Consider the following 20,427-nt stretch of genomic DNA (forward strand, 5'->3'; position numbering starts at 1 on the left):
GCCATCACCCGCGATGCGATCGGGTGAGGATAGGGGGGCTTACCGTCCCGCCCCGTTAGCGGCCACCACCGGCCCACGCCCCGGCACCCAGGCGGTCATGTCCACCGCGTCGCTTACCCGCCACGGTATCCCGGCGGAATTGAGGAAGAAGTCTTCCATCTCGGCGCGCGTGAAGGGGCGACTGCCCAGCCGGCCGAACACCGCGATCTGCCCGCCGGTCTCATCCACCGCGCGGTCACGGTCCAACCCCTTGGACATGGCGAGCGCGGGGCTGGGCGTGCGCGCCCAGGCGACCAGTTCGGGCATGGGGGCAGGGGAGAAGCCGTAGAAATTGGGCTGGCTGTCGGGGCTGGTGAGTTGCAGCACCTTCATCCCGTTCACGCCATCGGCCACATAGGCGAACAGGCTGGCATTGGTGCTGGCGACGATCACATCTTCCACATCGTTCATCGTGCCGCCCAGCGTCTCCATGCGGTAGACGGTGGGCGCCAAGGGCCGCGTGATGTTGATGATGGCAAGGCCCTGATGCTTGGCCGCGACATAGGCATAGGTGCGCGCCAGATAGATGCGCCGCGCATTTTCCAGCGGCACGAAGCCTTCGCGGCGCTCAACCGGATTGCGCAGGTCGGTCACATCGAACAGCTTCACGCCTTCCGCATCGCTCACCCACAGGTAACGGAACTGGATCGCGCTGGCCCGTGCATCGCGCATGGGACGCACGGCAGCGAGGCGCGGGGCATCGGGATTGGCAAGATCCACCACCACCAGCCCGGCATCGGCCGTGATATAGGCTACCTCACCCGCCAGATTGATATGCCGGGCACCGTTGAGCACGCCATCGGGGTTCCATGCGCGGCTGCCATCGGCAAAGCGGTGGCGGGTGATATTGTTGTTGCGGAACTCCCCATCGGCAAAGGTGTCGACATTGACGAGGATCAGCCCCTCCACAGCGTCGGTCACCACGGCATAGGAATAGATCGGCAGGAAAGCCTGCTCCTGGTTCATCTCGCGCATTTGGGCGGTGTTTCGCGTGGGCGCGATGGCCTGCATCGTGGGCAAGGCCATGCAGGTGGCGTTGCGGCTGGCGACATGGGCGTTGTGGCCGAGCGCGCTGAACGGCGCGGTGACGACGCGTTCGGAAAATCCCTTATTGGCGACAGAGGCGATGTCATAGACGCGGAAGCCCCCGCGCCCCTCGGCCACGAACATATATTCGCCGCGCATCTGCAAACAGCGCACCGCGTCGCGCGTGCCTTCGTGCACGTTGAAAAACTCCTCCATCGGGCGCGTTTCGCCTGAAAGGCCATCGCTGAATGTGGGGCCGCGCACCCAGTTCTTCAGCTCACGCCCATTCCGCTCCACATGGGCGCGGAAATAATCGGGATAGGCATAGCGGTGGAGGTAGGAGCCGATCACCGCCTGCGGTTCGTCCCATTCGGTCACGCGCGTGGCCTGAAAGCCGCGCTCCAGCCCCGTCCAGGCGTTGAGGCCCACAAAGTTCACGTAATTGGTGCCCAGCAACAGCAGCTGCGCCATGATGGCATTGTTGTCCTCAGCCTCGGACAAGTGGCAATCGGTGCAGGTCTTGGTCTCGGTCAGCCGCACGGTATGCGGGAAATGCGGGGCAAAGGCCTGGCTGGAAAAGCCGATGGAGCTGATCGGCGGCTGCTGGATGTAGATCCGTTCGCGGTTGATATTGGTGGAGGACAGCACCAGCGCGGAGGATGAGCGCACGGGCGCGATCTGGTTGCCCTTGGTGGTCTGGTGGATGCCCAGCTGGAACATCTCGTCGCGCGCGACCTGCGGGTTGTAGGTGGCGAAATTGCGCGTGGTTTCGCCTTCGTAACGGTGCAGCGGGGTGGACCAGTTCGCCTCGATCGGCAGGTGGCAGCCGCCGCAGCTGGTGGTCCATGACAAATGGCAGGTGAAGCAGGCCATCTCCTCTTCGCCATGCGCGCGGTCCTCGCGGGCGACACCGAGGCCGAATTCGAACCGGCCCGTATCCGCGCCGCTGCGGCTCATCAGCTTGGCGCGCGCGGACTTGCCGTTGAAGGCGGGGCTTTCCGGATCCACGCTGTCGCGCACCAGGCTCACCTGCCATTCCAGCGCGGGGTCGACCAGCGAGCGCTGGATCAGCGTCTGCCGGCCATTGGGGCCGTTCACCCATTCAAAGCGGCGGCGGCCATCGGGATTGCGCAGCAGCGTCAGATCATGCCCGCCGGGAGGTGCGGCAGGGCCGCTGGTGCGCAGCGTGGGATAGGCATCGGCGGTGCCGTGGCAATCCTTGCAGCCAATCTCGATCGCATTGGCCACTTCGCCATAGATCAGGCCGTTGCCGTGGCTGTCCTGCGCGAAATGGCAATCGGCGCACTGCATCCCCTTTTCGGCGTGGATGTCCATCATGTGCACGGTCTTGCCCGGATTGACGCCAGCGGGGACGAACTGCCCTTCGCCCTCGCGCCGCCAGCGTTGGGGATCGTCCGGTGCCACCCGGTTGCCTTCTGCGTCGAGCAGATTGCCTTCGCGGTCGCGCTTCAGAATGGCGCGGAAGTTCCAGCCGTGGCCGTGGTAATCGCCGAACTGCGTGTGTTCGAGCAGCGGGTTGAGGTCATAGACATTGCGCAGGAAATCAATGTCGCCCCACAGCCCGCGCGGGGCAGCGCCTTCGGGGTTGCGATCGTTGATGGCGCGCACTTCGGCGGCGGTGGGATAGCGCTGGGTGAGGTAAATCGCGGCATAGTCCGCATCGCTCATCCCTTCCGGGCGCGGGGTGCGGTTTTCCGGGCCGGGCCACATGAAAGGCGCGTCCGCCTCGTAATCCCACATCGTGTAGCCGAGGTAGGAATTGAGGAAGATATTGGGCTGGTGCATATGGCAATTCATGCACTGCGCGGTGGGAATGGCGCGGGTGAAGACATGGCGCAGCGGATGGCCGCGCTCCCGCTCGCCGGTGGCACCATCGTGGCCGTTGCCGTCATTCTCGCCGTGATGGCTGTCGCCCGGCTGAATCAGCGCGCCGTGACCGCCGGGATCCCCGCGCATCTGCCGGTTGATCGTGGGGTCAACCGTCACCGTCTGCCCGTCGCGCCCGTATTGCGCGTAGATCAGCGAATGGCGCGGCTCGCGGTCATTGGCATAGACCACATGGCAGCTGGCGCAGCCCGAATGGCGGTAATCGCCCGGCTGGTCGTTGGTGCCCATGAACCAGGTGAAGGGATCGTTGAGGCGCGTCTTGTGGATGTTCAGCACCGGTATCGCCGCGCGCAGGCCCGTGGCGGGGCCGCGGTTGCTCTGCTTCAGGTCGGGCCGCCCCGGTTCCTCCAACCGCTGGATGAGGCCAGTGGGGTTGGGCAGGCCGATTTCGGGAAACTGGCTGGCGATATTGCGTCCGCCGCGTTCGAACACGCGGAACACATCGCCCGGCGGCACCACGTGCCAGGTGGGCAGCGGGTAGAGCGCGGCCAGCGCCCCGCGCGCCGCCTGTTCGGGCGTGACCGTTCCGTGTGGCTGGCCGGGGGACAGCACCTGCGCCGGCTGCCCTTCGCGCGTATAGGCTTCGCCCAGCACATAGTTTTTGAACGGGAGGATGCCGTTATTGTAGCTGGCCCCGCCCCACAGCATGGCGCCGCTGGCCATCAGGCTGCGTTCCGCCGCCTCGATCACGGGCATATGGCACGCCCCGCACGCCTCGCGCGCCACGCGGTAATCGCTGGGGTTCACAAAGCGCAGGAATTCCGGCGATTCCCGGTTGAGCAGCGAATAGGAGCGTTCGGGATTGGCGGAGGAAGGGAAGTGCCAGCTTTCGGGCAGGGTCGGCAGGACATGGGCGGCATCGCGCGCGGCGACATAATCGGGATGGTCGAAGGACAGATCGGGATTGCCGCGCACTGCCGCATTTCCGCCGTGGCAATCGACGCAGCCCAGCACCACCGCATCGCTGATATGCATCGAAGGCGCATCGGTCTGCACATGGCAGGAATAGCAGCCGTCGGACTTGGCCATCGCTTGCAGCATCGTCTGGTTCTGCGGCGCGGGCGCGGCGCGCACCAGGCTGTAATCGCGCGGGACCGGCGTCTCGCTGGGCCCGGCGGCGCGGCTTTGCGGGCCGGCCACAAAGGCAATAGCGGCCAGAGCAAGGCTGGCGGCAAAGGCGACATGGCGAAAGGCGGGGCGCGTCAGCATCAGTAGGTCAGCGTCACATTGGCCAGCACCGAAAGATAGGCGCGGGAATTATCGGTGGTGTCGAACAGGTCGCGAAAGCCATCGCCCGCCAGCAATGCTGCGGCGCTCAATCGGCCCACAATGTTCTGGTTGGCGCGCGGCCGCCAGATGGCCGCGGCGGACAGGTCATAGCCGATATCGCGCGGGATGCTGCCTTCTACCCGCAAGGCTTGCAAGGTTGCGGTGTTCTCGAACCACAGATGGTTGGCATTGGTGGACAGCCGCAGTTCGGGCGTCAGGTCGAAATCCGCGCCTACGCCCAGCAGGATGAGGCCCGGATTGTTGAAGTTCGATTGCCCCTGCTCTTTCGAAGAGCGCAGCGAATTGAGGATGCCGTTGCGCCCGTTCAGGCTCACCGCGCGCCCGCCGCCGGCAAAGGGGATGGTCTGGCGAATCCAGTAGGAGGTGTCGGCCCCGGCAAAGACGGGGTTTTCGAAGATCGCATCGAAGCCGGTTTCGGTATCGTCAAACGGATCGCCATCGCCGCTGGCCCATGCGCCCGACAGGCGAAAGCGCATCCAGTCCCGGTCGTAGCTGAGTTCGGCAGCGGCGAAGAAGGCGCGGATATCTGCCGGTCGGTCGGTGAAGAAGCTGTTCCTGTCCTCTCCCAAAGCGGCATAGGCGCTGGCGGTCAGATTGATCCGGCCGATGCGCCCGTCGGCATTGTAGCCGAGGTAAACCACATCGTAATCGCGCCCGCGCAGACTGCCGAGCAATGCCGGACGCACGGGAAAGCCGTTATCGTCCACCTCCACATTGTCGCCCTCGCGGTTGCGGTTGTAGGCCACGGTAAGCTGGCTGGTAAGCGCGGGGATGAGGAAATCCTGCCGGTAGATATTGGCGAAGAACACCAGATCATCGCGCGGGCGCTGCACCACCGAATTGAGGCCGCTATTCGTATCTTTCTCAAGCCGGATGAAACCCGCGAGGTTGAACTGGAAGCGGTTGTTGTCGCGGTTGCCGAACAGGCGCACGCCCAGCTGGTTGTCGTTGAACAGGAAGCCGCGGAAATCGGCCTGAAAGGGCTGGATGCCCGCCCGAATCGAGATGAAATCGAACCGTTCGGTATCGAACTGGGTGAAGTGGTAATCGACGAAGGCTTCCTGCACACCCAGGAAATGGTCAGTGCGGTGGCTCGGCTTGCTCGGCTCGACAAACAGCACGCGCCTTTCCGGCACGTCCACGTGGTTGATATTGTAGGCCAGCGTCAGGCGGTATTCGACCGAGGGCGGGGCATAGGCGGTCGAGCCCTTGAGCAGCGCGAAACCGGCAATGAAGGTCTGCGACAGGACATAGGAAAAGGGCCGCCCGAACACATCGAGGCTGCCGGGCCGTTCGGTCGTCTGCACGCCCACGGGGATGGGGAAGGTGCGCGGTTCGACCACCGTGTCCGAAATGGCATTGGCGATGAAGAACCACTTGTCGCTCTTCAGCCCCAGAAAGCGCGGGGTGAGGCAGCGCGCGCTGCCATAGGGTGGGTCTTCCCCCGCGGCGGCGGCGGCATCGCGCAGTGCCTGCCGGTGGGCGCGCTCCTCGTCCGAATTGGTGCAGATCGGACGGTCGCCCTTGTAGGTATTCTGGTGATAGGGATCGAGCGGGTTCTCCACCACCAGGCCGAGGTTCTCGATCAGCCGCCAGCGATCGGGAATGGCGATCTGATCGGTCGGGAAGGCCGATGGCGGCGGGGCGCGCACCGCGCCGGGATTCACCTGCTGCACCGCTTCAGGCAAGGGGGCGACGAAACCGGGCCGCGTGCGCCCTTCCAGAATGGCCGGATCGACCGGGCCGGGAGGTGGTTCCACCGCCGTGCCAAGCCCGCCTGCGGGGCGCTCGGCCACCGGGGTTTCCTCCTGGGCCGGGCCCGCTTCGGGCTGGGCGCCAAGGGCCATCAGCGGCAGGATGAGCAGCCCCGCGCTCACAGGCCCTGACACACATTCTGCGCGGCGCTGCCCAGGAACGGGGCAAAGGGGCACGAGACATAGCGCAGCCGCATCCCGCGCCCGCCGACATTCACCACGATCTGATCGGCGCGGATGGCAGGCGCGGCATTGCCGATGCCGCCCACCCGAAGCCCTGCATTGTGCACGCCGAGGAAGCTGACCATGTCGTCCTGATCAATCCCGTCACCCGACACGCCAATCGCGCCCACCAGCTGGTTGCCGCGATAGATCGGCACGCTGCCGGGGAAAATCTGCAGGCCATTGGCCAGCCGCTTCTGACCCGGCGCGGCATCGGGAAGGGCGGTGCAGCCCACGCCTGTATCCGCCGAAGCGCCGCCCGTGGCGACATGGACCGCAGCCGCCACGACATTGCCCGCGATCAGATCGGATTGCAGGCCCACGGCAAAGGGACTGAACTGCCCGGCCTGCATAACCGAAAGCGGCCCCGGCCCCTGCGCCACTTCGCCATCGGGGAAATAAGGGCGCGCCAGATTGCCGATCGACCGGTTGCCATAGGCCGCAGTGCCGGTGAGCGCGGCCGGATCACCCAGAAAGGCACGCAGCCGCTGCACATAGGGGCTGACAAGGCCGCCCGCCGCCTGCAATTGCGCGGCGGCTGCCGGATTGGCGAAGAAGGCCGCGCTGCGGGCCTTTTGCAGGCTCACATCGACGCCGAACACCGGCCCATCGGGCGAACGCACGATCCCCAGCACCGCGCCATGCGTATCCACCACGCTGATGCTCGCCTGCATCCGGCTGTCGAGCGGGCGGCGGATCTGTGCGCGGGCGCGCGAGAGGACAGCAAAGGCTTCCTCCAGCACGGCGCGCACTTCGGCGGCGGTCAGCGGCTGGGATACGCTGGCGCCATCGGTGCCCGCGCGGATGGGGAAGCGGGGATTGCCGCTGCCATCGGTCAGCACAAAGGCATCGCGGTTGGAAAACTCGGCCATGCTGGCGGCCCGAATGCCCGATGCCTCGGTGCCATAGGCGGTGCCGGCGCGCAGCACCCCGTCGCTATAGCCGGCAATGGGTGCCAGCACACCCGGCGCAGTGGCGAAGCTGGTCTGCAAAGGCGCAAGCTGCCCCGCCGCCGCATCGGCAAAGCGCAAGGCGGTGCCGTCCACAAAGATGCGCTCGGCCCTGATATCGTCGGGCGGGGTGAAACCCTGTATGCCCGCCAGCGCGATCAGTTCCTCGGCATCCAGATCGGTATCGAGAATATTGGGATCAAAGCCGTAATCGCCATCGCCCATCACGCCGATGCCACCCACGACCACGCCGTTTTTGTAGATGGGAAAGCCGCCCGGATCGGCGGCAAGACCCAAGGGGCTGCGTTTGGGCCCGATCAGGGCGGATGCGCCCATGCCGCCGGTAAAGCGCGTGGCAAGGTCGGAACAGGGCAATTGACTGAACTGCACGCCGAACAGCGGCCCGCTTTCCAGCCCCGCCGTGGTGGGCGCAGGCGGGAAATGCTGCTGTACGATCTGGCTGGCGGTGCGGGTGGAAAAGGCGTTGCCGCTGCTGGAAAGATAGGCGCCCGTCAGCGCCTTGGCGAGCGCGGCGGCGCTGGCCGGAATGGTGGCCCCTTGCAGGCCGATCTCGCTGCCCGGCGCGGCATTGCCGGCAATGGTGCGGGTGGATACGCGCGCCAGATCGGGCGCGCCGGTCATGCGGAAGGAGGCAAGCACATTGCCCACCCGGTCGGTCACCACGATCCAGCTGGGCAGATTGCGCGCGGCCGCTTCACCCGCCGCCTGCGCGACAATGCGCTGCACCTCCGCCACGGTGAGCGCTTCGGGCGCGGGCGGGGTGAACAGGCCGCCTGTCGGCAGCGGAGTGGGAGTGGGCGCGGGTGCAGGCGTGGGGCCTGCGCCGCCACCTCCCCCACCGGAACTGCCGCCACCGCAGCCCGCCAGCACCAATGCGGCACCCGCCAGCAAGGCCGTTGCCCGCTGCAAGCCCATCACCGCAGCCTTCCGATGGCGCCCACCGCGCTGCCCAGCGCGGCGCGGAAATCGGCGGGGCGGTAGCTTTCGGGGCTGCGCACCGCGCTGTAGGCCCGGTTGATGTCCGCGCGGATACTGGCCGCGGCCCCTACAGTGATGCGTCCCTGCGCCACCAGCGCATTGAGCAGTGTATCGACCGCCATCACCGCCTGCGCGGACCCGGCATAATCGGTAAAGCGCGGGCGTGTGGCTTCGCCGCCGATTATGGCGATCACGGCAAAGGCATCGTTGCCGCCATAGGAGCGTGCGGCCAGCGTATCGGAAAGGCGCTGCGCCTCGGCCCGCAAGGCAGTGGCTGCGGCCACGGCCGGTTCGCGTCCCCGGTTCATCGCCGCGTGAAAGGCGCGGCTGGCGCTGCGGAAGCTTTCGGCCCGCGCCGGGGCCAGCGCCGATGCCACGGCATCGAGCATGATGATGTTCTCGTCATTGAAGGGCGGCTGCCCGAAAGTGAGCGGGCGGCCGGGATTGACCTCGAAAGTCAGCCGCCGTTCCGCTCCATCGGTGATGGCGCGGTGGCACGAATGGCAATCAAAGAAGGTGAATTGCGGGAACAGGCCCTCGCTCGCCAGGTCGGCGCGGGTGAACAGATCGGTGGCGCGGGCCACCGCCTCGGCCTGGCCCACTGCCCACAATTGCACATTGTCGGTGCGGCCCTTGCGCGCGATGTAATCGGCATCGGCATCGTGATGCTGCTGGAAGCTGGAAAACAGATCCAGCTCGAAACTGATGCGCGGATGGCCCGCCGCCATCATGGCGTGGGTAACAAACTGGCCTTGCCTGGCGCTGCCGTAATGGCAATCGAGGCACAGGCGGGCGCGGTTTTGCGGCTGGTCGAGCGCGATCATGCCGCGTGCCAGATTGGCTGAATGGCTGGCGCCCACTTCGTAATGGCTCGCCAGCCAGCCCGCCGCCGGGCCGTGGCAACTTTCGCATCCCACGCCATCGGTGATCTGGAAACGCGGGCCGCGGTCGCTGGCTGGCACGAAAGTGGCGTGGCAACCCAGGCATTCGCTGCGCGAAGTGGCGTCGGCCCAGCCCAGCGACTGCGCGATCTGTTGCCCGCGCCGCCCGGCCAGCACGGCATAGGCACGGCTGTGCGCGCCGCTGACATTGAAGGGCGATTGCCAGGTCGCAATCTCGTCCTGCCGAACCACGGCGCCATTGCCTTCGCTGCGCCCGTGGCAGGTGGACCCGGCGCAGGAGGCCACGCCGGTATAGGCATAGGAGCCTTGCGCTTCCGCGCTGTTGCCAAGGGGAAAGGCGGCCAACAGAAAGGCGACTGCGGCTGGCAGAAGCGCAAGCAGCGCGCCTCTTGCGGCAGGACGTGCGCCACGAAGCGCGCGCCTCCTGCGCCCGGTCTGGCCCTGATCGCTGCCGTCACCTGCCACCTGCCGTCCCCCCAACGTCCAGCATCAGCACGGGAAGGGCTACCTGCCCGCCCCGCTCCTGCCCCGGCACGCCCCCCGCGCCGAAAGCCGTTCGTGCGTCACACTCACCCTTGCGTCATCGCCGCTGCCATCTGATCCAGTTGCACCGTGCAGCCATGGGCGATCAGCGCGTTGGCCAAATCCTCTGGTGTGCCGGGAACCGTATCGAGAAAGGCGAAACGCACTTCCACCGGGCCGTTGCCGGTGCCGTGGCCGATGCGATAGGCGGTGCCGGGCGCGGGCGGCGTGGCCGCGTTCCACAGGGCCAGCATTTCTCCGGCGGGGAAGGTCACGTGCCAGCCATTGCCGCCTTGTGCCGGGGTAATGGCATAGGTGCTTTCGGCCTGTGTATCGGCGCGCCACAGCCGCACGGTGCTGGCCCGCGGCAGGCAGATCGTGCCTGCCTTGGCTACATCGACATACCACAGGCTGGGATTTCTGACCTCGCCCGATGCGGTGGATCGCACGGCCCCGGTGCGGGCGCGCACGGCGGCACGCTGTGTGGTGAGCGCGGCAAAGGCGCGGTTGCGGCTGGCGGCGCTGGCGGTGCCCAGCGAATGGCTGCCTGCGCCGCGAAAGATGCGGGTGCCGCCGTTTTCCAGAATGGTGACAATATCCCCTTCGCGCAGGGTGAAGGTCTGGCCCGGCCCGATCTGGCGGCCCACGGGAAACTGCGCTGCCGAAGGCCCGCTGGATGACACCACCACACCCGCCAGCGCGGCTGAAGGCGCAAGGCCGATCAAAGCGATGGCCGCCGCCGATGCGGAAAGATTCCTGCTAATCCAGGACATAAGCTCCACCCTCGTTCAATTCCCGCGATCGCATTAGCAGATTTTGCAGCGCAATGTCAGCCGGATTGCTTGCGCAGAGCCTTTCCAGCATGGCAAGCGCCTCAGCCCGCAGTTCCGGCCTGCTTTGCCCAAGCCATTCGATCGCCTGCGCAAGCTGGGCGCGCGCTTCGGGTGGAAAATCAGGTGCGGGTTCGAACAGATCCACCGGCCGGGCACGGCCGCGCAGCACCACCCGGCCCATCGGACGCCACCAGTCCAGGGTGGTGCGGCTGGCGAATTCGGCGCTTGCCATCACCGCGCTGCCCAGCGCCTTGTTGGCCGCCTCCAGCCGCGCAGCCGTGTTCATCGAATCGCCCAGTGCGGTGTACTGGATGCGGTTCTCGCCGCCAAAATTGCCCACCACCGCCTCGCCCCAATGCATCCCCACGCGGGTCTTGCCGATGCGGGGCAACGAAGGGTCGGCGGCGGCCACTTCGGCGCGGAACGCCTCGCCTGCCAGCCAGAGCGCGTATCCCGCGCGCGCGGCGTTGTCGGCGTCGTCCGGCTTGGCAATCGGCGCCCCCCAGAAAGCGACCACCGCATCCCCCACGAACTTGTCGAGTATCCCGCCGTGATCGAGCACCACCTGGCTGAGCATTTCGAGGTAGCGGTTGAGCAGTCTGGCGACCATTTCCGGCTCAATCGCGTGGCTCATCTTGGTAAAGCCTTCAAGGTCCGAAAAGATCACGAAGATTTCCCGCTTTGAGCCGCCCAGTTGCAGCAGTTCGGGATGGGTGATGATTTCCTGCGCGATGGAGGCGGGCAGATATTTGCCCAGCGCGCCTTGCGCAAAGCGGCGCTGCACCGCGCCCGCCGCGCGCGCCGCCGAGGTGACAGCGACAAAGGCCAGCACCCAGCCCAGCACCGGCCCGACCGAGGGAAAGCCGTAAGTGTCCACTTCCTGCCAATGCAGGACAAAAGGCAGACCGATCAGGATCGCCAGTTGCACCAGCAGAACCGGAATGACCCGCCAGCTGCGGATCTCCAGCAGCGCAGTCAATGCCGCCGCCAGCACCGTCAGCGCGGCATACAGCCACAGCAGCGCGCCCGATGGTCGGGACAGCCGCTTGCCGTCGAGCATCTGTGCAATGGTGGCAGCATGGATTTCGATACCCGGCGGGCGCGGGTCAAAGGCACCCGATTCCAGCGTGTCGGGACTGAAGGCGGAAAAAGGCGTCAGCGTGCGGTCGTAATCGATGATATCGCCGCCGATGAGCACATAGGCCCCGCGCAGTTGCGCGGCCAGCGGATCGCGCAGATTGGGAATCGCCATCAGCTCAGGATTGGCGAACAGATCGATCTGCAGGCTGGCAAAGACCGGCTGTTGCAGCAGCAGCGGCTTGCGGTATCGGATCGCGCCTTCATAGCCGGGCAGGGTGCGTTCCTCCGCCTCTCCTGCCGACAGCAGCATGGCACGGCCCAGCAAAGGCGGCAGGTCGGGGAGAATTTCGGGCCAGGTGCGCGTGACCCCGCCCGTTTCGGCGGTCAGGCGGATGCTGGCGGGCCGGACCTTGGGGCTGGTGAGCCGGGCCATGAAGCCATCAAGGAATTGCTGCTGGTCGTAAACGATGTCCTGCGCATTGGTATCGGTGGAGGCATAGGCGACCGAAACCGGCGTCTGCATCGCGTTGAGCGTGGCGATGAGCTCCTCGTCCTCGGCCTGCGGCTGATCGAACAGGATATCGATGCCGATCGCCCTGGCGCCCATCGTGTCGATCGTCCGGAGCGCGCGCGACAGCATCCCGCGGTCCAATGGCGAGCGTTTGCCCAGGTTGATCAGCGTCTGGTCGTCATACACGACCAGCACCACGCGGCGGTCCTGCTCCACCGATTGTGCCAGCGTGAAGCTGCGGAAATCGAACAGCGCGCGTTCTGCCTCGTCGGTGAAATAGATGACCCAGGAAAAGCGGGCGAGCAGCAGCGCCGCCACCAGCAGGACGCTGGTCAGTGCGAGCCGCTGCGGCCCTGCTTCGCGCACATTGCGCCAGCCGGCGGCGAATAATGTGCCGACGATCGCGCCAAAGTTCGGGCCATGGTTTGGGCCAAGATTTGGGCCGGTCATGCAAGCCCCCGCTGCTTCATCCCCGGGCAAAGGTGCGTCAGCCCTGCTGGCAAGGCAAGAGGATAGAAGCCTTTATTTTGTCGCACCCAAGTGATTTGATGGCGCCGGGGAAATGTCGAGCCGAGTCGGGCAACAGCCGGTTCAGCCTGCAGTTTGGCTTTGCTTCTGGGGAGGGAATTATGGCGGCATCGGATCATGTCGATTTTGCGATGTTCATGGAGGGCGTAAAGCGCCGCAACCCGCATCAGCCGGAATTCGTTCAGGCCGTGCAGGAAGTGGCCGAGGACATCTTCGATTTCATCGCGGACAAGGAAGAATACCATTCGCAGCAGATCCTGCGCCGCATTGCCGAGCCGGACAGGGTGGTGTCGTTCCGCGTGTGCTGGGAAGACGACAACGGCAATATCCGTGTCCAGCGCGGCTGGCGGGTGCAGAACAACAACGCCATCGGCCCCTACAAGGGCGGCATCCGCTTCCATCCCAGCGTCAATGAAAGCGTGCTCAAGTTTCTGGCGTTCGAGCAGACGTTCAAGAACGCGCTGACCGGGCTGCCGATGGGCGGCGGCAAGGGGGGATCGAACTTCAACCCCAAGGGCAAGAGCGTGCGCGAGATCATGCGCTTCTGCCAGTCCTTCATGACCGAGCTTTACCGCCATATCGGGCCGGATGTGGATGTGCCGGCGGGCGATATCGGCGTGGGCGGGCGCGAGATCGGCTTCATGTTCGGCCAGTACAAGCGCATCACCAACCATTTCAACGGGGTGCTGACCGGCAAGGGGCTGGAATATGGCGGCTCGCTGATCCGCACCGAGGCGACCGGCTATGGCGCGGTCTATTTCCTGGAGAATATGCTGAAGCACCGCGGCATGGATCTGCACGGCAAGACAGCGGTGATTTCCGGCAGCGGCAATGTCGCCACCCATGCGGCGGAAAAGGTTGTGCAGCTTGGCGGGAAAGTGCTCACCCTGTCCGACAGCGGCGGTTTCATCCACGATCCCGACGGCATCACGCAGGAAAAGATCGACTGGGTGAAAGCGCACAAGACCCATCGGCGCGGCCGGATCGAGGAATATGTGGAGGCCTTCCCCGCGGCCAGTTTCCATGCCGGAAAGACCCCGTGGGGCGTGCCCTGCGATGTCGCGCTGCCCTGCGCCACGCAGAACGAATTGCTGGGCGCCGATGCCCGCCTGCTGGTGGACAATGGCTGCATCGCGGTGTCTGAAGGGGCAAATATGCCGAGCGATCTGGATGCCGTGCATCTTTTCAAGGCGGCCAGGATCATGTTCGCGCCGGGCAAGGCGGCCAATGCGGGCGGCGTCGCCGTGTCGGGCCTGGAAATGAGCCAGAACTCGCTGCGCAAGAGCTGGGGCGAGGACGAGCTTCAGGCCATGCTGAAGGACATCATGGATGGGATACATGGCCGCTGCATCGCCTATGGCGACCAGGGCGATGGCTATGTCGATTATGTGAAGGGCGCGAATATCGCAGGGTTCAAGAAGGTGGCCGATGCGATGCTGGCATTTGGCGTGGTCTAGGGGCTGCCAGGCAGTCTTTCCGGGGCGCGCTCAGAAGCTGCTGTCGAACACATTGCAGGACGATACCGGGGCCGCGGGCGCGGGATTGTACATCCCGTTGCCGGTCGGCCCGCCCACCAGATCGCGGTCGTCGCGCACGAAATAGGCGGCTTCCTTGCTGATGCGCAGCGTGCCCAGCACCCATTCGCCGATGATCGGCTGGTAATCATAGACGACTTCGGTGAAAATGATCGCGCTGTTGGGTGGCGCGACAACCCGCTGCGCCGCGCGCCCCATGCCCTGAAACCCGCCCGTGCCCGATGAGGGCTGCGTCGATCCCTGCACGCCATAGCGCGAGGCGACATTGAGCATCCCCTTGCACCGTTGCCAGGCGATCCATTGCCGGCCGGAGGAGTTCTGCTGCAGGCTGGAGACGATGATGCGTCCGTTTTCCAGCAAGCCGAAACTGTCGCCGCCCTGGATCTGCGCGCCCAGCAGCGTATCGTTCACATCCACTTCGCGCAGGCGCGGCAGGCCAAGGGGGACCGTGGTCTTGGCGCGCGAAAGATTGTCCGCCACCGTCATGGCGATCTGGCTGGCGCGCATATGCGCCAGCGCCAGGTTGATGAGTTCGAACGAGGTGATCGAGAGCAATACGAAAACGGGGATGGTGAAGGCGAACTCCAGGATCACCACGCCCGACTCGTCACTGACAAGCAGACGGCGCAGGCACTGGCGGCCGCGATCGAGGAAGCAGGGGCGAGAAGCTGCGGTCATGGCGTGGGGCAGATCCGCACATTATTGGCCGCCGCCTGCGCCGAAAACGGCTGGTTGCGCAGATAGGTGCTGACGCGGACGGTTTGCGTGGAATCGAGCTGGAACAGCTTCCACAGGGGGAAGGGCCGGACATAGGTGAGCGTGGCGGTAATCGTCACCACATCCTGCGCGCCGCCGCGGCCCGACAGGCCGACATCGGTGTCATAGGTGCCGTTGCTGTTCCGGTCGACGAAGCACTCGTCGCTGTCCCACATATTGTTGTTGTTGTTGTCCTCGAAATCCTCGGGAAGGTTGATGTCGACATAGTTGGCGTAATAGACCGGATCGAGATCGAAGGAGATTTCGGTGTCGGCATCGCTGGCGGGGATCACGTTGCGCACCTGCCGGTTGACGCGGTTGGACAGCGTATCCCAGCTGGTGTTTTCCAGCGTGGCGGTGCGCGCCGCTTCCTCTACCGCCCCTTGCAGCACGGCCTTGGCATAAAAGGCGAAACCAAACTCGAACACGATCAGCAGCATCCCGATAAAGACGGGGGCGATCAGCGCGAATTCGACCACGGAAACGCCGCGATTGTTGCGCAGCACGCGCCGCACGAGGCTGCGGCGACGCGCAGATGCCTTGGCAGGGGGAGTGGGCTGAACCCTCACTGCACCAGCCTCAGATCGGCCACTTCGTTGGCGATGCGGGCGAAGGCCTGCCGCAATTCGGTGGTGTTGTTGGCCTGCATGGCGCGTCCGGAATCCGCGCAGCTTTGCATATTGCCAGTCACCGAAGTGCCAAAGGCGATAGCCCAGATGGCGACGCGTCCGCGTTCCGCATCGCACAGCGCCTGGAAGCGGCGGGCGTGGAGCGTCGCGGCGGCAACCCCGGTGCTGCCGGTAATGCGGCGTTCGGTCTGCTCGGTGCCATAGGAACTGTAGGTGGTGGCCGAGGAGACCGGCTCACCATCGGTCAGGAAGATGATGTGGCGGCTGATCTGCCCGCCATTGGGGCCGGTCAGGTTGCGATCGGCAAACATACCCTGAGGCGAGATAAGCCGCAGGCCCCAGATCATGCCGACGTCGAGATAGGTATTGCCATTGGCCTGCAAGGAATTGACATAGCTGGTGAAAGCCGAACGCGTCGGATATTCGCGCAAATTGCGCATCGATGCCGATGGGCAGGCATTGGCCGGCTTGGAATTGTTGTTTGTCGTGGTCTGGTGGGCCGTGCCCGTGCGCAGCCAGGTCAGATCGTGCATCATCGGGCGCCAGCGCATCGATTCGCTGGTGCCGCCCTCGATATAGTTGAGATCCTTTGCCGCCTCGGGAATTGGCGAAAAGGTGGTGGCGGCGGTGGTGGTGCGTTCCTCCAGGCAGCCGTTCCAGCTGGCATTGGACCGGGTCAGGCCGGTCTGGTTGGGCATCTGCGCCAGTTCTACCATGTCATATGACCCTGCCGTTGGCACGGCAGCGGTGCTGGTATTGATCGACGAGACATAGGAAATGCTGCCGCCCGCGCGGTAGTTGGTGGTGTTGATTTCGACCGGGCGATAGGTCCAGTTGGTGAAGCGAAAGCCCGTTTCGCGGATGAAGCGGGTGTGCGTCACGCGCCGTGTGCAGGCGCGATACTGGTTGGTGCTGGCGCCGTTATTGTCGTTCCATGTGGCGCTCACGCGCGAGAAGGTGGCGCGGGTATAGCCGCTGCCGCTGGTCGGCACGGTGGATTGCCAGGTGTTCGAGCCATCGGGCTTGTACAGTTCGGAGCTGCCCTGGCCGTCGCCGCCGGGCCAAGAGGTCAGCGTGGGAAACCAGACGCGCAGATTGGTGCTGTTGTCGATCGTGAACGACAGGTTCTGGCCATAGAGCGCGCAGTCGTTGTTCGACATGACCGTGCCGGTGGCAGTCACCGCCACATTCGGTTCGCGCGAAGCGTTGTTGCCGGACACGAAATTCTGGTCGAACGATGTCGGCGTGGAATTGGGATCCTGTATCCAGTTGCCGGTGTAGGGCGTGTTGAAATTGGCCACGCGCGATTGCACCGTCATCGTGTTGATCAGATGCGTCACGGGCAATTGGCCCAATGTCGTGAAATTCGGGTTGGTGACGAACAGTTCCGATCCGTTCACCGTCTGGCTGTAGGGCACAAAACCATAGCGCACGCGTGTGCGCGTGTTGCCGGCCATGGCCGCTGCAATCGCATCATAGAAATCGATCGTTGCCGCCCGCAGCGAGACAATCTTCTGCACGCCGCCGATCGTTTCGGTCATCGACCCGGTTACGTCGAGCACGAAGACCACGTCGATATTGGGCACCTGGATATCGGCGCTGCAATTGACAGTAATCTGCTTGTCGCCAAATCCCAGAAAATCCATCACGATCATCGGGATGGTCGTGCGCGCGGTGCCGTCCAGTTTGCCTTCGGCGTCCGCCTGCGCGCTGAACTGCGTGCCGGTGGCCTGGTAATCTTCCGGATCGAAATTGAAATTGAACATCGCCTCTGCCCGGGCACGGGCGGTGGAGGTGTAGGTCACCGTCGTCATCGCCTTGCGACCGGCGAGCACGCCAGAATCGCAGGCGGCCTGAAGCCGGCTCTTGGCGAGGTAAACGCGGCTGATGTCGATGCCGCTGCCGGCAATGGTGATCATGGGAATGATCGCAGCCGCCGTCACGGCAAGCATATTGCCGCGCCTGTCGCGCAGCAGGCGGTTCAGAAAGCGGGATTGTGTGCGGGAACCAACAGACAAGCTCGCCTAACTCCCCAAGGTTGTTGCCAAGCCAGCCCGAAATTTGCGCAATCGGCGGCTCATTAGTGGGGATATCGGATTAGGTGGTTGATATTTCGTAAATTGCCCAAGCCGGAACCACCATTTCGCCGGAAGTACTCCTTAGTTTTCCAGAATTTCCAGAAATTGCGTAACACCACCTAATGATTGCGCTATCATCAGAAATTTGCATTTATTTTCAACGGCTCGGATGCTTGGTTAGCTGAACTTAAGCATCAGCGTCAGCCTTTCGTTAGGATTCCGCTGGCATGATCATGGTCATGCGCAATCGGTCTTTTATCAACGGGATAGCTCGCTCCATATTGCGGGATACCACCGCAGGGGTGACGACCATCGCCACGCTGGCCCTGCCGGTCGTGGTGGGGTCAGCCGGGCTCGTTTTCGATCTCAACCGGGGATACCAGGCGCGGATGATCGCGCAGCGCACCGCCGATCTGGCCGCGCTGGGCGCAGCAATGGCCTACAAGACCGGCAATAATGTGCAGATTCTGACGCCTACTGCGCGCGACATCACCCGCGCCAACGGGATTAAAGGCGCGACGGTCAATGCTGTGCTGGTGGACAATTATCCCACGCCGAACAAGCAGTCGGTCAAGGTCACCATCGACCAGGAGCTGAAGTATTATCTTGCTTCGGTGTTGGGCTTTTCCGGCACATTTGGCGTTTCGGTCGAGGCCTATGCGGGCCTTTCGGGCGGGGTGAATGTGGCCGCTCCGTGCTATCTGGCCCTGTCCAGCGGGGCTTCCGCCTTGCGGGTGGAAGGCGGCGCCACGATCACCGCGCCAAACTGCACCGTGGCGGCCGTGGGCGGCATTCAGCAGATGGGCACCAAGATCGAGGCTGCGGATGTGGTTTCGGGCACGGGGAATATCACGGTCGACTGGGGCAGCCTGATCGTCAATTCCATCCGCTATGCCGGCAGTTTCAGCGCGCCGGTCTGGAACGCGAATGTGCCGCCGGCGTCCAAACGCATCAACCAGCCCACCACGCTGCTCGACCCATGGGCCAACCATACCGAGCGGGTCGCGGCGGTGGGGCAGCTGGGCTATACCGATCCGATCCCGAACCTGACCAATCCCACCACGCCGGGCGGGCCGACGTGGAACATGACCTACAGCCCCAACAGCCCGGCATCCGCCTACCGGGTGGGGACGACGAACAACTATGTCGTTCCGCCGGGCAACTACACGATCGGGCAGCTCAATGTGGCGGGCGGCATAAATGTGACGTTCCAGAACGGATCGAACATCACCGTTGCCAATGGCGTGAACATCGGCGGCGGCTCCACGGTCAATTTCGGCAATTCCAACCTCTATGTGAATGGCGGCTTCAACAGCGGGTCGAACGGCGTGACCATCGGCAATGGCGATCTGTGGATCGGCAGCGGCACGGTGATCTTCGAAGGCACCAATGTGAAGGGCGATGGCAATGTGGTGATCAACTCCACCATCTCCATGGGCGGCGGGCAGAGCATGACGATGGGCCGGGGTGATCACCGTTTCCGCCGCGTCACTCTGGCTGGCGGCGGCCGGATGCGGCTGGGCGCCGGGGATTTTCAGGCGAACCAGGGCGTGTTCATCGATGGCGACAGCGAGCTGGCCTTGCTGGGCGATGGCAATATCCTGATCGGCCCGCACACCGATGGCAATGCCATAAAGATGAACGGATCGGCCCGCTTTTTCATGGGCAACGGCACATTCAGCGCCAACGGCCATATCGATACGCAGGGCGGCAGCCGGCTGGTGTTCGGCACAACGACCAACCATTACATCAACGGCAATCTGCTGGTGCGCGGATCGGTGCTGTTCGGAAAGGGCCGCTACACCATCAACGGCCGGTTCGAAAACGGCACGGGCGGCACTGTGTGGCCCTATACCTCCGCCTGGGCGAGCCGCACCTATGGCAATACGTTGCAGGGCGAAAGCGTGTCGGGCTTCGACATGGCGGGCATTGATGTGACGATGATCCTCAATGGCGCCCTCAATCTGGGCGGCGGGGCCAAGACCAAGATGTTCGCGCCTACTTCCGCCACGGCAACGCCCGGCGGCGGGATCGCCGAATTGCTGCTGAGCAGCCCCACCAACCAGCCAACCAACTGGGTGGCGGGTTCCAGCTTCCTGCTGGCGGGCGTGGTGCATCTGCCCAATTCGGCCGTGACGATGAGCGGCGGAAACACCACGCTTTCGGGCAGCCGGTGCTTCTCGCTGATCGCGCTCACGATCCTTGTCAGCGGGGGATCGCAGACGGGCACGGCCTGCACCATCATGAACAATTCGGTCGAAGGGCTGGTGGGCTAGACGAGGGATTGCCGCATCCACCCCAATTCAGGGCAAGGGAAAGGAAATACTAACCATCCATCGGTTAGAAATCGCCGTATGTTCAAGCGTTTCCTCTCCTGCCTGCGCAAGGATCAACGCGGTGTCGCCGCGGTTGAATTTGCCTTGTGGACGACCCTGTTCTTCTTTGCGGTGATGGTGGCGCTGGATTTTGGCAGCTATTATATGCACCGCGGCAAGCTGAGCACGGCGGTGGGGGCGGCGGCGGTTTCGGCCTATAACCAGCCCAACAATGTCGCGTTCAATTCGATGCAGGGCTATGTCCGCTCGCTCAGCGGGTTCGCCGATGCCACGGTGACGAACAGCTGCAACGGCGTGGCGGGAAGCTGCACCAATCTCAACCGCACCTGCGCCTGCCTCAAGAACGACGGCACCTTTGTCGCGGCGGCGTGCAACACCAGTTGCAGCGGCAGCGGGGTCACCGCGGGATCGCGGGCGGGCTATTACTACACCATCACCGCCAGCGCGCCCTTCAGCCCGATGATCATTCCCGACAGCGTGCTTGACGGCAGCACGATGTCGCAGCGCGCCACTGTCAGGTTGAACTGAG

At 64.4% G+C, this 20,427-nt stretch carries 12 protein-coding genes; 3 read left to right on the top strand and 9 right to left on the bottom strand.

The window, feature by feature from the left end; translation table 11 throughout:
* Positions 1–39: 39 nt before the first annotated feature.
* The 6 genes from WFP44_RS00330 to WFP44_RS00355 all read right to left on the bottom strand — a co-directional run bounded on the left by WFP44_RS00330 (position 40) and on the right by WFP44_RS00355 (position 12,486).
* Positions 40–4,182: an LVIVD repeat-containing protein gene (locus tag WFP44_RS00330; RefSeq protein WP_336924345.1), complete on the bottom strand. Its 4,143-nt coding sequence runs from the start codon at positions 4,180–4,182 to the stop codon at positions 40–42.
* Positions 4,182–6,110: a hypothetical protein gene (locus tag WFP44_RS00335; protein WP_336924672.1), complete on the bottom strand. Its 1,929-nt coding sequence runs from the start codon at positions 6,108–6,110 to the stop codon at positions 4,182–4,184. Before WFP44_RS00335 ends, WFP44_RS00330 begins: the two co-directional genes overlap by 1 nt.
* Positions 6,111–6,136: 26 nt before the next feature.
* On the bottom strand, positions 6,137–8,125 hold the full coding sequence (locus WFP44_RS00340; RefSeq protein WP_336924346.1) for a heme-binding protein: 1,989 nt from the start codon (positions 8,123–8,125) through the stop codon (positions 6,137–6,139).
* A complete protein-coding gene (locus tag WFP44_RS00345) occupies positions 8,125–9,438 on the bottom strand; it encodes a multiheme c-type cytochrome (RefSeq protein WP_377923130.1) in 1,314 nt (437 codons plus the stop codon). The genes WFP44_RS00340 and WFP44_RS00345 overlap by 1 nt, the downstream gene beginning before the upstream one ends.
* A 221-nt stretch (positions 9,439–9,659) precedes the next feature.
* A complete protein-coding gene (locus WFP44_RS00350; protein ID WP_336924348.1) occupies positions 9,660–10,385 on the bottom strand; it encodes a hypothetical protein in 726 nt (241 codons plus the stop codon).
* Positions 10,372–12,486 (bottom strand): adenylate/guanylate cyclase domain-containing protein, encoded by a 2,115-nt coding sequence (locus tag WFP44_RS00355; RefSeq protein ID WP_336924349.1) that lies wholly within the window; start codon positions 12,484–12,486, stop codon positions 10,372–10,374. The genes WFP44_RS00350 and WFP44_RS00355 overlap by 14 nt, the downstream gene beginning before the upstream one ends.
* 179 nt (positions 12,487–12,665) lie before the next feature.
* On the opposite strand from WFP44_RS00355, the gene gdhA reads away from it, so the two are divergent.
* Positions 12,666–14,021, top strand: a complete 1,356-nt coding sequence (gene gdhA / locus WFP44_RS00360; protein WP_336924350.1) for an NADP-specific glutamate dehydrogenase — start codon at positions 12,666–12,668, stop codon at positions 14,019–14,021.
* Positions 14,022–14,051: 30 nt separating this feature from the next.
* Here gdhA and WFP44_RS00365 read toward each other — a convergent pair whose 3' ends face one another.
* From WFP44_RS00365 to WFP44_RS00375, 3 genes are read right to left on the bottom strand one after another with little or no spacing between them, the layout of a single operon-like run.
* Complete coding sequence (locus WFP44_RS00365; RefSeq protein ID WP_336924351.1) at positions 14,052–14,777, bottom strand: TadE/TadG family type IV pilus assembly protein; 726 nt, start codon at positions 14,775–14,777, stop codon at positions 14,052–14,054.
* On the bottom strand, positions 14,774–15,424 hold the full coding sequence (locus WFP44_RS00370; protein WP_336924352.1) for a TadE/TadG family type IV pilus assembly protein: 651 nt from the start codon (positions 15,422–15,424) through the stop codon (positions 14,774–14,776). The genes WFP44_RS00365 and WFP44_RS00370 overlap by 4 nt, the downstream gene beginning before the upstream one ends.
* Positions 15,421–17,436, bottom strand: coding sequence for a Tad domain-containing protein (locus WFP44_RS00375; protein WP_336924353.1), 2,016 nt, complete (start codon positions 17,434–17,436; stop codon positions 15,421–15,423). Before WFP44_RS00375 ends, WFP44_RS00370 begins: the two co-directional genes overlap by 4 nt.
* 407 nt (positions 17,437–17,843) lie before the next feature.
* Here WFP44_RS00375 and WFP44_RS00380 point away from each other — a divergent pair, with 407 nt between their 5' ends.
* A complete protein-coding gene (locus WFP44_RS00380; RefSeq protein WP_336924354.1) occupies positions 17,844–19,838 on the top strand; it encodes a pilus assembly protein TadG-related protein in 1,995 nt (664 codons plus the stop codon).
* A 78-nt stretch (positions 19,839–19,916) separates the two neighbouring features.
* The gene (locus WFP44_RS00385; RefSeq protein ID WP_336924355.1) at positions 19,917–20,426 is read left to right on the top strand and encodes a TadE/TadG family type IV pilus assembly protein; all 510 of its coding nucleotides are present in this window, start codon (positions 19,917–19,919) and stop codon (positions 20,424–20,426) included.
* Position 20,427: the final 1 nt, after the last annotated feature.

The organism is Alteraurantiacibacter palmitatis, assembly GCF_037154115.1.
In the GTDB taxonomy this organism is placed as follows: domain Bacteria; phylum Pseudomonadota; class Alphaproteobacteria; order Sphingomonadales; family Sphingomonadaceae; genus Alteraurantiacibacter; species Alteraurantiacibacter palmitatis.